14 protein-coding genes are annotated in these 14,018 nt (G+C 75.8%); 10 read left to right on the top strand and 4 right to left on the bottom strand.

The features are described from left to right. Positions 1-304 precede the first annotated feature (304 nt). From ACFYNX_RS02020 to ACFYNX_RS02010, 3 genes are all read left to right on the top strand, one after another. Positions 305-2,581 carry a SpoIIE family protein phosphatase gene (locus tag ACFYNX_RS02020; protein WP_388656630.1) on the top strand — a complete coding sequence of 759 codons (2,277 nt, stop codon included), beginning with the start codon at positions 305-307 and terminating at the stop codon, positions 2,579-2,581. A 71-nt stretch (positions 2,582-2,652) separates the two neighbouring features. Continuing rightward, the gene (locus tag ACFYNX_RS02015) at positions 2,653-3,150 is read left to right on the top strand and encodes a DUF2975 domain-containing protein (protein ID WP_388656627.1); all 498 of its coding nucleotides are present in this window, start codon (positions 2,653-2,655) and stop codon (positions 3,148-3,150) included. After that, entirely contained in the window at positions 3,150-3,422 is a 273-nt protein-coding gene (locus ACFYNX_RS02010) for a helix-turn-helix domain-containing protein (protein WP_388656624.1), read from the top strand. Before ACFYNX_RS02015 ends, ACFYNX_RS02010 begins: the two co-directional genes overlap by 1 nt. 57 nt (positions 3,423-3,479) lie before the next feature. Here ACFYNX_RS02010 and ACFYNX_RS02005 read toward each other — a convergent pair whose 3' ends face one another. Further along, positions 3,480-4,742 carry an MFS transporter gene (locus ACFYNX_RS02005; RefSeq protein WP_388656622.1) on the bottom strand — a complete coding sequence of 421 codons (1,263 nt, stop codon included), beginning with the start codon at positions 4,740-4,742 and terminating at the stop codon, positions 3,480-3,482. A gap of 149 nt (positions 4,743-4,891) precedes the next feature. Between ACFYNX_RS02005 and ACFYNX_RS02000 the strand changes: the two genes are divergently transcribed. The 7 genes from ACFYNX_RS02000 (at position 4,892) to ACFYNX_RS01970 (ending at position 11,748) form a co-directional block, all read left to right on the top strand. Then, complete coding sequence (locus tag ACFYNX_RS02000) at positions 4,892-5,926, top strand: ABC transporter substrate-binding protein (RefSeq protein ID WP_388656619.1); 1,035 nt, start codon at positions 4,892-4,894, stop codon at positions 5,924-5,926. Positions 5,927-6,296: 370 nt separating this feature from the next. Then, complete coding sequence (locus ACFYNX_RS01995) at positions 6,297-7,280, top strand: FecCD family ABC transporter permease (RefSeq protein WP_388657797.1); 984 nt, start codon at positions 6,297-6,299, stop codon at positions 7,278-7,280. Next, the gene (locus tag ACFYNX_RS01990) at positions 7,277-8,068 is read left to right on the top strand and encodes an ABC transporter ATP-binding protein (protein ID WP_365540556.1); all 792 of its coding nucleotides are present in this window, start codon (positions 7,277-7,279) and stop codon (positions 8,066-8,068) included. The genes ACFYNX_RS01995 and ACFYNX_RS01990 overlap by 4 nt, the downstream gene beginning before the upstream one ends. Before the next feature lie 31 nt (positions 8,069-8,099). Further along, a complete protein-coding gene (locus ACFYNX_RS01985) occupies positions 8,100-8,951 on the top strand; it encodes a Rossmann-like domain-containing protein (protein ID WP_388656615.1) in 852 nt (283 codons plus the stop codon). Then, the gene (locus tag ACFYNX_RS01980) at positions 8,948-9,994 is read left to right on the top strand and encodes a GHMP kinase (protein WP_388656612.1); all 1,047 of its coding nucleotides are present in this window, start codon (positions 8,948-8,950) and stop codon (positions 9,992-9,994) included. The genes ACFYNX_RS01985 and ACFYNX_RS01980 overlap by 4 nt, the downstream gene beginning before the upstream one ends. After that, on the top strand, positions 9,915-10,931 hold the full coding sequence (locus tag ACFYNX_RS01975; RefSeq protein WP_388656609.1) for a pyridoxal-phosphate dependent enzyme: 1,017 nt from the start codon (positions 9,915-9,917) through the stop codon (positions 10,929-10,931). The genes ACFYNX_RS01980 and ACFYNX_RS01975 overlap by 80 nt, the downstream gene beginning before the upstream one ends. Before the next feature lie 76 nt (positions 10,932-11,007). Next, positions 11,008-11,748, top strand: coding sequence for a class I SAM-dependent DNA methyltransferase (locus ACFYNX_RS01970; RefSeq protein ID WP_388656606.1), 741 nt, complete (start codon positions 11,008-11,010; stop codon positions 11,746-11,748). 114 nt (positions 11,749-11,862) lie between these two features. On the opposite strand, the gene ACFYNX_RS01965 is transcribed toward ACFYNX_RS01970, so the two are convergent. From ACFYNX_RS01965 to ACFYNX_RS01955, 3 genes are all read right to left on the bottom strand, one after another. Then, complete coding sequence (locus ACFYNX_RS01965) at positions 11,863-12,894, bottom strand: iron-containing redox enzyme family protein (protein ID WP_365540561.1); 1,032 nt, start codon at positions 12,892-12,894, stop codon at positions 11,863-11,865. Further along, a complete protein-coding gene (locus ACFYNX_RS01960; protein ID WP_388656603.1) occupies positions 12,891-13,181 on the bottom strand; it encodes a CDGSH iron-sulfur domain-containing protein in 291 nt (96 codons plus the stop codon). Before ACFYNX_RS01960 ends, ACFYNX_RS01965 begins: the two co-directional genes overlap by 4 nt. A 98-nt stretch (positions 13,182-13,279) precedes the next feature. Continuing rightward, complete coding sequence (locus ACFYNX_RS01955) at positions 13,280-13,990, bottom strand: HemK2/MTQ2 family protein methyltransferase (RefSeq protein WP_365540728.1); 711 nt, start codon at positions 13,988-13,990, stop codon at positions 13,280-13,282. Positions 13,991-14,018 lie beyond the last annotated feature (28 nt).

Here is a 14,018-nt window from a genome sequence, read left to right as displayed (position 1 = left end):
ACCGCGCGAAGCGGCCCGGCCCCGGGCGCGCCGGCCCGGCGGACGGGCTCCGTGGCGGGGCGGACCGCCGTCCGCGCCGTCGTCCGTGGCTCCGTCCGCGCCGCCGTTCCGTGCCGTCGCCGTGGAATCGTTCGCGCCCTTCGGGAAGAACGCGAAAAGCGGATGTGTCCGCACCCCCTCACCCTTCGATCAGGACTTAGCTGAGCCTAACCTAAGTTGAGCTTCCGTGGGGCTCGCCGGCCGCGGTCCACCGGTGGACCGGTTCCGTCGAGCGTCCCGGACGGGCCCGGCGTAGGGTCCGGATATGGGAGAGCCCGCGGGCGCGGACGCCGACGACGTCTTCGGCTCGGGGCGGTTGGACGCCGTCCTCGCCGACGTGATGCGCGACGCCGGTGCCTCGGTCGGCCTCGTCTACCTCCGGGTCCCGGGGGAGAGCATGCTGCGCCTGGCCCTGGTGTCGGGCGTCTCCCAGGAGATCGCCGCTCCCTGGGTCCGCATCCCGGCCGACGCGCCGATCCCGGTGGTCGACGCCATGCGCGACCGGCGCCTCGTCTGGCTGGGCGGCCAGGAGGAGATCGCCCGCCGCTACCCGCGCCTGGGGATCGTGCTGCCGTACGACTTCCTCCTCGCCGCCGCTCCGATCGCCGACGACACCGCCGTGTGGGGCGGGATCGTCCTGCTGTGGCCGGTCTGGCACCCGCCCCGGCTCGACGAGGACGAGCGCGGGGCGCTCGACGCCTGCGGCCGGCGGGCGGCCGGCCTGCTGCGCCGGGCGGCCGGGCGGGGAGCGGCGTCGTACCCCTCCGAACCGCGCGCCGTGCACCCGGCCCGGCCCCCGGAGGCCGATCCCGTCCTGGCCAGGTCCGCCCTCCACTTCGCCGAACGCCTCCCCTTCGGATGCTGCGCCCTGGACCTCGACGGGCGCCTCACCTTCCTCAACACCGCCGCCGCGGAGCTGCTCCAGGCGGGCGCGGCGGCGCTGCTCGGCAAGCGCCCGTGGGAGGTGCTGATCTGGCTGAACGACCCCCTCTTCGAGGACCGCTACCGCGCGGCGGTGGTCACCCGTCAGCCGACGTCGTTCACCGTCGTGCGGCGGCCGGCGACCTGGCTGCTCTTCGAGCTCTATCCGGACGCCACCGGCATCAGCGTCCACGTCACCCGGGTGGCGGAGCCCTCCGGGGCGGGCGCGGCGGCCCCGCCCGGGACCGCCGCCCCGCCGACGACCTCCGGGGCTCCCGGAAACCTCGGGGCGTACGAGATCCCCGGAACCTCCGGGGCACACAGGACCCCCGGAACCCCCGAGGCGTACGGGGTCTCCGACATGTCCGTCCCCTCCAGGGGCCCGGCCCCGCCCCCTCGGCAGGCCGAACCCGTGGGCGCCGGGGCCGTGTACCACCTCATGCACATGGCGGCGACCCTGGCGGAGGCGGCCGGCGTCCGCGACGTCGTCGAGCTCGTCGCCGACCAGATCGTGCCCGCCTTCGGCCCGCAGGGCCTCGTCCTGATGAGCGCGGACGAGGGACGGCTGCGCATCATCGGCCACCGCGGCTACAGCCGGGAGTTCGTGGACCGGTACGACGGCACGCCCCTGACGGCGCCGGTCGCCGACGCCCAGGTCCTCGCCACCGGCGTCCCCGTCTTCTTCACCAGCCCCGAGGACCTCCACCGCGCCCACCCGCACGCCCCGCGCTACGCGGACCGCTCCGCCTGGGCGTTCCTGCCGCTGATCGCCTCCGGCCGCCCGGTGGGCTCCCTGATCCTCTCGTACGCCCGGCCGCGCCCCTTCCCGGGGGCCGAGCGGGCCATGCTCACCTCCCTGGCGGGCCTCATCGCCCAGGCCCTCGCGCGGGCCCGGCTCTACGACGCCAAGCACTCCCTCGCGCACAGCCTCCAGACCAGCCTGCTCCCGCACGGCCTGGTCCCGCTCCCGGGGGTCGGGGTCGCCGCCCGCTACCTGCCGGCGGGTCACGGCATGGACGTGGGCGGCGACTTCTACGACCTCATCCGCGCCGCGCCCGGCACCGTCATCGCCGTCATCGGCGACGTTCAGGGGCACGACCCGAACGCCGCCGTCCTCATGGGGCAGGTGCGCACCGCCGTCCACGCGCACGCGACGGCCGGCGCGTCCCCCGGCGACATCCTCGACCGCACCAACCGGCTCCTGAACGACCTGGACCCGGACCGCTTCACCAGTTGCCTGATCGTCGAACTCGACCCGGCCCGCCACCGCCTGCGGCTCGCCACGGCGGGCCACCCGCCGCCGCTCCTGCGCGGGCCCGACGGCCGGACCCGCCTCCTGGAGGCCCCGCCGGGCCTCCTCCTCGGGATCACCCCGGACGTCGCGTACGCCACCACCGAGGTGCCCTGGGAGCCCGGTTCGGTCCTCGCCCTCTACACCGACGGCCTCGTCGAGACGCCCGGCGTCGACATCGGCACGGCCACGGCGGAGCTGTCCGGCCGTCTCGCGCGGTCCCGGCCCGAGGACCTCGACGCCCTCGCGGACGGTCTGATCCGCCACGTGAAGGACCCCGCCCACCGCACCGACGACGTCGCCCTCCTGCTGGTCCGCCACGAGCCCTGAGGCCGCCCTCCTCTTGCTACACCTATCGAAAATCGATAGCTTGTTATCGGTTTTCGATCGAAGGGGATGTCATGGGGAAGCTGACGGTGCTCGCCCTGCGGGCCGTGCTCGCAGGACTGCTCGCGGGTTCGGTCTTCGTGGAGGCGGTGATGGTGCCGCTCCTGGCCGCCGATCTGAACGGGCTCCGGCCGGAGTACGCCCACCTGCGCACGCCGGTGCTCGTGCTCCTGGTCCTGGGCGCGCTGACGGCGCAGACCGTCCTGGTCTGCGTGTGGCGGCTCGTGACGATGGTGCGGCGCGGCACGGTGTTCTCGCACGCGGCCTTCCGGTACGTGGACGTCGTCACCGGCGCCTTCGCGGCGGGCGCCGCCCTGGTCTTCGCGTTCGCCGTGCTCCTCGCGCCCGGCGAGGCCGCCGCCCCGGGCGTGGTGCTCCTGATCTGCGGGGCGAGCCTGGCGGTCCTGGGCGTGGCCCTGATCGTGCTCGTGCTGCGGACGCTGCTCGCCCAGGCCGTCGAGCGCGAGGCCGAGGCGACGCGGATGCGGGCCGAGCTCGCCGAGGTGATCTGATGCCGATCGTCGTGGACGTCGACGTGATGCTGGCCCGGCGCAAGATGTCGGTGGGCGAGCTCGCGGAACGCGTGGGCATCACCCCGGCCAACCTCGCCGTGCTCAAGAACGGGCGCGCCAAGGCGGTGCGCTTCACCACCCTCGGCGCCCTCTGCGAGGTCCTCGACTGCCAGCCGGGCGACCTGCTCCGCTGGGAGCCGGAGCCCGGGGCGGAGGACGCGGCCGAGGAGGGCGCGGCCGAAGGGGTCCTGGCGGTCGGCGGGGACGGCTGACGGACGCGCCGGGAGGGAGCGGTCCCTCCCGGCGCGCCGCACGTGCGGTGACGGGGATCAGTCCGCCGGCCGCGGAGCCGTACGGGAGAAGTGGCGGGCGGTGGGCACGAGCGCCGCGCCGGCCGGTACGAGGAAGCAGGCGGCGGCGCACGCGGCGAGCACCGGAGCGGCGCCGAACGCCCCCACGGCCGGGGCGATCAGGGCGAGGCCGACCGGCGCGAGGCCGTAGGAGACGAGGAAGTCCAGCGAGGAGACGCGGGCCAGCTTGTCCGGGGCCACCTCGCGCTGGGTGGCCGTGAACCAGGGCACGTTGAACAGCTCGATGCCGATCCCGGCGACGGCGTACGCGACGACGACCGCGACCGGGTGCACCGGCAGCACCAGGCTCAGCGGCGCGAAGCCGTACGCGGCCAGGCCCGCGAAGGCGGCCCACCCCTGGGAGCGCGGCCGCCACCGGGCGATGACGAGCGCGCCGCCGAGCGCGCCCACGGTGTACGCCGTCATGGCCGCCGCCAGGACCCACGTGGTGCCGTAGCGGTCCCGGCTGATCAGGGGCAGGGCGACGCTGGTCGCGGAGTAGCCGAGGGCGATGACCGCGACGAGGGCGGCGAGTCCGGCCAGGAACCAGGGGTGTCGGCGGGCCTCCCGTATGCCCTCCGTGAACTCGGCGCGGAACCCCGGGCGCCGGCCGGGCCCGGCGGCCGCCGCCGCCGTGGCCGTCCCCCCGCCCGGGACGAGCGCGGCCACCAGCCACAGCAGACCGATGCCGAGCAGCAGCGTCCGGACGTCGAGGACGGCCGCGAGCAGCGCGGTCAGGGCGGGCCCGGCGAGGGTGGAGCTCCGTACCGCCAGGGTCATGGCCGCGTTGGCCTGCTGGCGCCGGTCGGGGTCCACGGTCTCGGCCGTGAGCGCCTGGAACGCCGGGCGGCAGGCGCCCTGTCCGGCCCCCGCGAGCGCGGCGGCCGCCGTCATCAGGACGAGCGATCGGCCGAGTCCGGCGGCGAGGAGGGGAGCGGCGGACGCCGCCGCGAGGGCCGACCAGAGGACGACCGCGCGGCGCGAGTGCCGGTCCGCGAGGACCCCGCCGACGGCGACGGCGACGAGGAATCCGGCGGTGCGCGCGGCGAGGACGAGCCCGAGGCCGGCGGCGTCGAGGTCGCGGTGGAGCACGGCGAGCCCGAGCACGAAGGGCAGGGCCCAGGTCGCGAGCCCGGAGGCGGTGGCGCCCGCCCACAGACGCAGGAACGCGAGCTCGCGCAGGACCGAACGCGGCGGTGGGGAGGGGGACTTGGCCGCTGCGGGGGTGGGTGTGGTGGTCACGGCGTGGAGGCTCCTCGGGAACGGCGGGGCGGCTCGGGGAACCGCCCGGGGGTCGTTAATGGAAATGATTTCCATTACAGTACCCTTCGAACGCGGCGCTCCTGCCCGGTGCGCCACCACGCCCGCCCTTCCAGACCGGAGACCACCCCATGCGCCACCCCGCCCGCCTCGGCATCGCCCTCACCCTCGTCCTCGCCACCGCCGGCTGCTCCTCGGCGGCCGTCGACGGCCCGGGGAAGGGCGGTGCCCCCTCCGGCCGGGCCTCCGCCGAGACGGTCTCCCTGACCAGTTGCGGCCGCCCGATCACCCTCTCCGGACCCCCGAGCCGGGCCGTCGCCCTCGACCAGACCTCGACCGAGACCCTGCTCGAACTCGGCCTCCAGGACCGGATGGCGGGCACGGCCAACCTCAAGACGAAGATCCCCGCCCGGTACGGGGCCGCCTACGCCCGGGTCCCCGTCATCGCCCCGAAGATCGCCACCGGTGAACAACTGCGCGCCGCCACCCCCGACTTCGTCGTCGCCGGTTCCTCGGACCTCTACACCAAGGACCGGGCCGGCACCCGCGAGGAGCTGGACGCCCTGAAGGTCCCCACCTTCGTCAGCGCCGTCGACTGCCCGGAGCGGAACCCCGCCGGCCGGACCCCCTTCGACCTGCTCTTCTCCGACTACGAGAACCTGGGGCGGGCCTTTGGCGTCGAGGACCGGGCCGGCAGGCTCGCCGCCGACCAGCGCGCCGCCGTGGCCGCGGCCGCGAAGACCGGCGCGAAGGCGCCCCGGGGCGGGGACCGGCCCACCGTGGTCTACCTCTACTCCGTCTTCAACGGCATGCCGTACGTGGCGGGCGGGACGAGCCTGCCGAGCGAGATGAGCCGGATCATCGGCGCGAAGAACGCCTTCGACGACATCGCCGAGGACTGGCCGGAGGTCTCCTGGGAGGAGGTCGCGAAGCGCGACCCGGACGTCATCGTGATCGGCGACCTCTCCGAGCGCGGCCGGCCCGGCGACAGCGCGGCCGAGAAGCGCGCCACGATGACCCGGCACCCGGTGATCTCCCGCCTGCCCGCCGTCCGCGACGACAGGATCATCGAGGTCCCGGGCATCGAACTGGACCCCTCGGTGCGCTCCGTGCACACCCTCGGACTCCTCGCGGACGGCATGGGGAAGCTCGGCCGTGCCCGCTGACCCGACGACCCGCGAGAACCCGGTGTCCCCGGACTCCCCGCCGGACTCCCTGACTCCGAAGGACCTCACGAAGGACCTCGCGCCCCCGCCGGACCTGCTGCTCCCGGCGGCCAGGGGGTGGAAGGCGACCGGGGACGGGGCGCCGGCGGGCCCTCCCGACCCCGCTCCGGGTCCTCACGCGCCCCTCCCTTCGGATTTCGCCCCGGGTCCTCACGCGCCCTTCCCTTCCGGCCCCGCCCCGGACCCCCGCGCGCCCCTCCCTTCCGGCCCCGCCCCGGGGTCCACCGCTCCCGCCCTTCCCGGCCCGACCGCACCCGCCTCTCCCGGCTCCCCCGTCCCCCTCCCTCCCGCGCGGGTCCTCCTCCTCTTCCTGCTCGCCGCCGGCGTCCTCGCCGGCTCGGTCGCGGCGGCCGTGCGCATCGGCACCGCCGACGTCGCGTGGTCCGGCCTCGCCCGTGCCCTCGGCACCCGACTCGGCCTGGACGTCGAGCCGTTGCCCCCGCTGATCGACTCCCTCGTCTGGGACCTGCGGCTGCCGCGCGTCCTGATGGCCGCCCTCGTCGGCGCCTCGCTCGCCGTCTGCGGCACGGTCCTCCAGGCGGTCACCCGCAACGCGCTCGCCGACCCCTATCTGCTCGGCGTCTCCTCGGGCGCCTCGACCGGGGCCGTCGCCGTGATCGTCCTCGGCGTGGGCGCGGGCATCCTCGGGATCACCGGCGGCGCGCTCCTCGGGGCGCTGCTCTCCTTCGGGCTGCTCCTGCTGCTCCTGCGGCGCACCGGACTCGACTCGGTCCGCATCGTCCTGACCGGCGTCGTCGTCGGCCAGCTCTTCGCCGCGCTGACCTCGCTCGTCCTGATGGCCTCGGCGGACGCGGACACCACCCGGGCCGTCACCCACTGGCTGCTCGGCTCGATGGCGCCCGCCCGCTGGGACACCGTCGTGGTCTGCGCCGTCGTCACCCCGCTGGGCCTGGTGGCCGCGTGGCTGTGCGCGAACGCCCTGGACGGGCTCGCGTTCGGCGCCGACACCGCCGCCTCCCTCGGCATCGGCGTACGGCACACCCGGCTGCTGCTGCTCGTCGTCACGGCCGTCCTGACCGCCGTGGCCGTGGCCACCGTCGGCGCCATCGGCTTCGTCGGCCTGATCGTCCCCCACGGGGTGCGGTTCCTCGTCGGCCCCACGCACCGGGTGCTCCTGCCCTATGCGGCCCTCGCCGGCGCGGTGTTCCTGGTGTGGACCGACGCGCTCGCCCGGATCGCCTTCGCCCCCCGCGAGGTCCCGGTCGGCGTGATCACCGCCCTGCTGGGCGTCCCGCTCTTCCTCCTCGTCCTGCGCAGGCGGGGTGAGCTGTGAGGATCACCGCCGAAGCGCTGAGCTGGTCGGTGGCGGGCACCCGGGTCGTCCACGACGTCACCGTGGACGTCGCGCCGGGGGAGACCGTCGGGCTCCTCGGCCCCAACGGCTCCGGCAAGTCCTCGCTGCTGCGCTGCCTGGCCGGCCTGCGGACCCCCGACACCGGCACGGTCCGCTACGACGGCGTGCCCGTACGGGACTGGAGCGCGCGCCGGATCGCCCGTCACGTCGCCTTCGTCGGACAGGACTCGGCCGCCGACAGCGACCTGCGGGTCGCCGACGTCGTCGGCCTGGGCCGCACCCCCTTCCGGGACCGCTGGCGCGGGCCGGACGCGACCGACCGGGCGGTGGTCGCCGCCGCCCTCGACCGCGTCGGGCTCACCGCCCTCGCCGGCCGCTCCTGGCGGGCCCTGTCGGGCGGCGAGCGGCAGCGCGCCCACATCGCCCGCGCGCTCGCCCAGCAGCCGTACGGACTGCTGCTCGACGAGCCCACCAACCACCTGGACGTCCGGCACCAGTTGGAGCTGATGGAGCTCCTGACCGGGGCCGGCCGGACGGTCCTGGTCGCACTGCACGACCTGTCGCTCGCCGCCCGCCACTGCGACCGGCTGCTGCTCCTCCACCACGGGCGCCAGGTCGCCTCGGGCACCCCCGCCGAGGTCCTGACCGCCGACCGCCTCGCGGAGGTCTTCGAGGTCGACGCCGCGCTCACCACCGACGCCCTCGGCCACCCCGCCGTCGCCTACCGGGGCCCCCTCGGCACCCGGACCGCGACGCCCCTTCCGTAAGAACCAGCCCCCTTCCCGGACAAGGAAACCCATGAGCGGAACGCGAACCACACCCACCACACCCGCCACCACCGCACCGTCCGTCGACGCGCTCGTCGAGGAGGTCCTCGCGGGCGTTCACGGCCCGCCGCCCGCCGAGGCCGTCGCGACCAGCGTCTTCTGGATCCACCACGGCACCCGCCTGGCCGGCGGCGACACCACCTACCTCAACCAGTACGTGCTCGTCCGCCTCGGCGGCTCCTTCGGCGGCTGCGCCTTCGAGGCCGGGGACATCGACCCCGCGATCTGCCGGGAGGCCTCCGGCACCCCGCTCGACGTCCTGCTGCGCGAGGCCCCCCGCCCGCTGCGGATCGCCGCCCTGGACGCCTACCTCTCCGAGGTCCGGCCCCACCGCGCCGCCGAGGACGCCGAGCCCGTCGTCCTCCCCGCCGGCACCCCCGAGGTCCGGGCTCGGGCCCGCGACGCGGCCATCGCGGGCCTCCTCGACATCGCGCCGGGCGCCCAGGTCGGTCTCATCGGCGTGGTCAACCCCCTGGTCGCGGCCATCCGCGAGCGCGGCGGCACCCCCCTGCCCTGCGACTTCAACCTGAAGGCCACCCAGTGGGGCGACCCCGTCACCACCGACATGCACGAGGTCCTCGACCGTGCCGAGGCCGTCGTCGCCACCGGCATGACCCTCGGCAACGGCTCGTTCGACACCCTCCTGGAGCGCTGTCGCGCCCGGGGCGTCCCGCTCGTCGTCTACGCGCAGTCCGGCAGCGCCGTCGCCCGCGCCTTCCTCGGCTCGGGCGTCACCGCCCTCTCCGCCGAGCCGTTCCCCTTCTCCCAGTTCAGCGCCGAGGAAACGATCCTGTACCGCTACCGGACGGCGGACGGCACGTGACGCCCGCGCCCCGCCCGGCGACCCGTCCGACGCCCGCCCACTCCCGCACCGGCACCGGATCCGCCCCCTGTCACCACGGCGAACTCCTCCAGGGCGTCTTCCTCGACGCCTCCGGGCGCCGGTGCGCCGGCCTGGTCACCCTCCCCCTGGACGGCCCCGGCAGCGCCGCCGTGTTCGTCCCCCGGCCGGGCACCCCGCCCGAGGCGGTCGCCGTCGTCCCCGCGGGCCGCACCAAGGCGGCCGGGGCCGCCGCCCTCGCCGTGGCGGAGTGCGCGCGCCGGACCGGCCGGCCCGCCTGCGGCGGAGAGGTGCGGCTCACCGGAGACATCCCGGTGGGCCTGGGCATGGGCAGCTCCACCAGCGACGTCCTCGCCACCCTGCGCGCGGTCGCGGACGCGTACGGGCTGCGGCTCGACCCCGGCACCACCGCCCGTCTCGCCGTGCGCGCCGAGACCGCCTCCGACCCGCTGATGCTCGACGGCCGCCCGGTCCTCTTCGCCCAGCGCGAGGGCCGCGTCCTGGAGACCCTCGGCCCCGCCCTGCCCCCGCTGACCGTCGTGGGCTGCGCCCTCGGCGGGGGCGCGCCCGTCGACACCCTGTCCCTGCCCGTACGCGACCCCGAGGACGCCGACGAGGCGGACGTACGGGCCGGGGAGCGACTGCGGGCGCTGCTGCGCCGGGCGGTCGCCACCGGGGACGCGCGCCTGCTCGGCGCGGTCGCCACCGCCAGCGCCCGCCGGGGCCAACGGGCCCTCGGCCACCCCGAGTTCGACGTCCTGACCGGCATCGCCCGGCGGGCCGGGGCGGTCGGGGTGCAGATCGCGCACAGCGGCGCCGTGGCGGGCGTCCTCTTCGACCCGGCCGCCCCCGGCCCGCACCGCCGCGTGGACGCCTGCCTGCGCGCCCTGGACGCCCACGGCATCCCCGTCACCCGGACCTTCACGACCAGCAAGGAGCTCCCGCATGGACCAGCACGTCGCGGAGTCGATCGGCCGGCCGGACCTCATACGGCTCGACGACCGGCTCGTCTGTCTGCGCTTTGAGACGATGAAGGTGGTGTCCGCGCTCGCCGCCGTGCGCCACCTGCTCGACACCCGGGCGGTACGCCCCGGGGACACCCTCGTCGACAGCTCCAGCGGCATCTACGCGTACGCCCTCGCCCTGGCCTGCCACCGCTACGGCATGCGCTGCCACATCGTCGGCTCGACGACCGTCGACCACACCCTCGCCGTCCAGCTCGCCGTCCTCGGGGCGACCCTGGAGCGGATGGAGCCCTGCGACGACCTGAAGCTCGACCAGAAGCGGCGGGTGGAGCGGATCCACGAGATCCTCGCCGCCCACCCCGAGTACCACTGGATGCGGCAGTACCACGACGACGTCCACTACCTCGGCTACCGGGCCGTCGCCGACCGGATCCGCGAGGCGCTCGGCACCGAGCGGCTCACCGTCGTCGGCGGGGTCGGCTCCGGCGCCTCCACGGGCGCCCTCGCCCGCTACCTGCGCAAGGCCCCCGGAGGCGGGGCCGACGTCGAACTCGTCGGCGTCCAGCCGTACGGCAGCGTCACCTTCGGCTCCGCGCACGTCTCCGACCCCGAGATCATCATCGCCGGGATCGGCAGCTCCATCCCCTTCGGGAACGTCTCCCACGAGCTGTACGACACCCTGCACTGGATCTCCTTCGACGCGGCCCTCGCCGGCGGCGTCGACCTGCTGCGGCGGCACGCCGTCTTCGCGGGCCTGTCCACCGGCGCCGGCTACCTCGCGGCCCGCCACGAACGCGACCGCGCCCCCGGCCGCACGGTCCTCTTCGTCGCCGCCGACACCGGACACCGCTACGTCGACACGGTCCACGCCCGGCACGGCGGGGCCGCCCGGATCGGGGACCTCGCCCCGCGCGAGGTGACCGACCGGAAGGACCTCGCCCTGCCGTGGTCCCGGATGCGCTGGAACCGCGGCCCGGCCCCGGAGGGAATCCTCTGACACCCGCCCGCCGCGCGCGGCGCCGGGGGACAAACGCGTCGACAACGCCCCTCCTCACCCGGCAGAGTGGCCGCCCATGACGAGCAGCGAGCTGTGGACCCGCGAGACCGCCGAACGCTACGACGCCGAGGAGACCGGGATGTCCTCGGCCGCCGTCCTCGGACCGACCCTCGACTTCCTCGCCGAACTCGCCGGAGGAGGGAGGGCGTTGGAGTTCGCCATCGGAACCGGGCGCGTGGGCGTCCCGCTCCGGGAACGAGGCGTGCCGGTGGTGGGCGTCGAACTGTCCGCGCACATGGCGGCGGTGCTGCGGCGCAAGGCCGACGAGGACGTGCTCCCCGTGGTCCTCGGGGACATGGCCACCACCACCGTGCCCGGCGGGTTCAGCCTGGTCTACCTCGTCTACAACACCCTTGCGAACCTGCTCACGCAGGACGAGCAGGTCGAGTGCTTCCGCAACGCCGCACGGCATCTGGAGCCCGGCGGCCGGTTCGTCGTCGAACTGGGCGTCCCGCCGCTGCGGTTCCTGCCGCCGGGCCAGGTCGCGGTGCCGTTCGACGTCTCCGAACGGCACCTCGGCTTCGACACCTTCGACCTGGTCGAGCAGGTCCTCGTCTCGCACCACCTCACCCGCGACGGCGAGGACGGCCGCTACCGCCGCGACGCCTCCCGGCACCGCTACGCCTGGCCGGCCGAGCTCGACCTGATGGCACGGATCGCCGGGCTCGCGCTCGAACGCCGCGTCGCGGACTGGGACGGGACCCCGTTCACCCAGGACTCCACGAAGCACGTCTCCGTCTGGCGCAAGCCCGCCTGAGTCCGGCCACCGGGCCGACGAGGCCACTTACCGGGTGCCTCCCGGGGCCGCGACGGGCTTCCGGCCGCGGCCGCCGGGACGGCGCGAACCCCCACCGCCCGCCGCGCGGGCCCGCTAGGACGCGTCCACCGGCCCGAGCGGAGTCCGCAGCGCGCTCCGGCCGTGCTCCCAGGACTCCAGTACGCGGGCCCCGAGCCGGTCCTCCAGGAACCCCGTCGCCGCGATGCCGAGGGCGACGTCGGGCGCGAGGTCCGGCTCGTCCTCCAGGAGGCCGCCGACGGCCTCCCGGCGCACCAGTTGCTCGTGGACGGCGTCGGCCTCCACGTGCTCGTCGTAGTACCGCTCCGCCGCCGGTCCCGCGCCCGTCCGCCGCATGGCCTCGACGAGCCGGGCGGCCGCCGGCGGCGAGGTCACCTCGACGACGGCGAAGTGCCCCACGAGCGCGCCGCGCAGCCGCCGGTGGAGGGCGAGCAGGGTCGACAGGTTCACGGCCGCCAGCGTCTCGGCCCCGACCGCGTCCACGTACCGCCCGTACTCCGGGTCGAGCCCCAGGTCCACCATCAGCTCGGCGTAGAGCCGCTCGTGCATGCGGTCGGCGCGCCCGCAGCCGAACTCGTCGTACTCGATCGCGACCATCGCCGCCTTGGCGCGGCCGCGCAGCCGGGGGATCACCCAGAGGTACGGGTCGGCCTCCCGCAACTGCGACACGGAGCGGAGCGCCGCGTACTCCCGCACCTGCCACCGCTCCCCCCGCGAGGCGAGGAACGCGGAGACGCCGGTGGCCTCGGCGGGCTCCACCAGGAGGGCGCCCAGCTCCTCGTCCACGTCCCCGTGGTGCCGGCAGTCGTGGCGCAGCGCGCTCTCGAAGCGGTGCTCCAGGAGCGCCCGGGTCCTGAGCAGGTGCGGGTCCCATTCGAGGGTGTCGGGGACCCCGTCGTACCCCCGGTAGTGCAGGGCGTAGCAGAGGTGCAGGGCGAGCTGGAGGTCCTCGCCGTACGGGTCGCAGCGCGCGATCTCCGGGCCGTCGGGCAGCGCCCCGGGGTCGCCGAGCAGCCGTCGCCGGACCGCCCGCGACACCTCGCCGCGGGCCTCGGGTACCTCGGGCGCGCCGGAGGCCGTACGGAGGATCTGCGGGGCGGCGGTCATGAGGTCGGGTCCTCCGGGGAGTCGGCCGCCGGGCGGGAGCGCCGCTGCCGGTGGCGGTGGCTGGTGTCGCAGAACGGGGCCCGCTTGCTGCGCCGGCACATGCACAGGGCGACCATCGGCCGCTCGCAGTGCCGCACCGATCCGTCGGGCATGACGACGTCCACCGGCCCCTCGACGAGCATCGGCCCGTCGTCCAGGGGCCGGACCAGGGTCGGCGCGCTCCGCGCGGGGCCTTCCGTCCGCGCCGGGGGCACGGCCCCGGGCCGCGGGTCCGGCGAAGGGGACATCACACACCATCCATCGGATATCTCGTTTCCTCTGCTGCGCGGCTGCCCCGCCGGACCGCGCCCATGCGCGGGCGGTGCGGCGGGGAGGGGCCGGGGGGTCACGCGCGGGACGCGCGGATCACGACGAGGTCCTCGGTGCGCGTCCCGGGCGGGACGAGCCCCCGGGCGGCGAACCAGTCCTCGCGGGAGGCCATGACCGGGCCGAAGGGCTGGACGAGGCGGTCGGCCACCCGGGCGCGCAGCCCGGCCCGCTGGAGCCCGTCCAGGGTGGCGGTGACGCCGGAGAGCGACGACTGCACGACGAGCAGCGTCCCCGAGGAGGTCAGGAGCCTGGGCACCCGCTCGCAGACCCGGTCGAGGAGGAGCCGCCCGTCCGTCCCCGCGTCCCAGGCGCGCCTCCTGCCGCGGGCGGGCAGCGCGGGGTCCTCGCAGGGCACGTACGGCGGGTTCACGGTGATCAGGTCGAAGCGCTCGTGCGCCACCGGGGCCTCCAGGTCGCCCCGGAGGAGCCGCACCCGGCAGCGGTGCCGGAGCGCGTTGAGACGGGCCGTGGTGACGGCCGCGCGGGAGATGTCCACGGCGGTGGCCCGCGTGCCCCGCAGGGCGGAGGCGACCGCGACGACACCGGTCCCGGTGCACAGGTCGAGCGACCGCATGCCGCTCCGGAACTCCTCGCGCGCCAGGTTCGCGAGCAGCAGCGCGGTGTCCCCCTGGGGCGCGTACACCCCGGGGAGCCGGTAGACGCGCGGCGTGTCCGCCGGCGCGTACCCGAGCGGGGCCCCGAAGCCCTCGTCGGTGGAAGGGGTCACCTGGGTCACAGCGGTCCCCCTCCCGTCC

The organism is Streptomyces sp. NPDC007872 (assembly GCF_042868165.1).
Lineage (GTDB): Bacteria > Actinomycetota > Actinomycetes > Streptomycetales > Streptomycetaceae > Streptomyces.
Note: the sequence above shows the minus strand (reverse complement) of the source record. Positions and strands in the feature narration are given on the sequence as shown.

Bases quoted from the DNA above. Each gene is read 5' to 3' on its own strand.
- ACFYNX_RS02020 (WP_388656630.1), top strand. From the start codon at position 305: ATGGGAGAGCCCGCGGGCGCGGACGCCGACGACGTCTTCGGCTCGGGG.
- ACFYNX_RS02015 (WP_388656627.1), top strand. From the start codon at position 2,653: ATGGGGAAGCTGACGGTGCTCGCCCTGCGGGCCGTGCTCGCAGGACTG.
- ACFYNX_RS02010 (WP_388656624.1), top strand. From the start codon at position 3,150: ATGCCGATCGTCGTGGACGTCGACGTGATGCTGGCCCGGCGCAAGATG.
- ACFYNX_RS02000 (WP_388656619.1), top strand. From the start codon at position 4,892: ATGCGCCACCCCGCCCGCCTCGGCATCGCCCTCACCCTCGTCCTCGCC.
- ACFYNX_RS01985 (WP_388656615.1), top strand. From the start codon at position 8,100: ATGAGCGGAACGCGAACCACACCCACCACACCCGCCACCACCGCACCG.
- ACFYNX_RS01975 (WP_388656609.1), top strand. From the start codon at position 9,915: ATGGACCAGCACGTCGCGGAGTCGATCGGCCGGCCGGACCTCATACGG.
- ACFYNX_RS01970 (WP_388656606.1), top strand. From the start codon at position 11,008: ATGACGAGCAGCGAGCTGTGGACCCGCGAGACCGCCGAACGCTACGAC.
- ACFYNX_RS01965 (WP_365540561.1), bottom strand. From the start codon at position 12,894: ATGACCGCCGCCCCGCAGATCCTCCGTACGGCCTCCGGCGCGCCCGAG.
- ACFYNX_RS01960 (WP_388656603.1), bottom strand. From the start codon at position 13,181: ATGTCCCCTTCGCCGGACCCGCGGCCCGGGGCCGTGCCCCCGGCGCGG.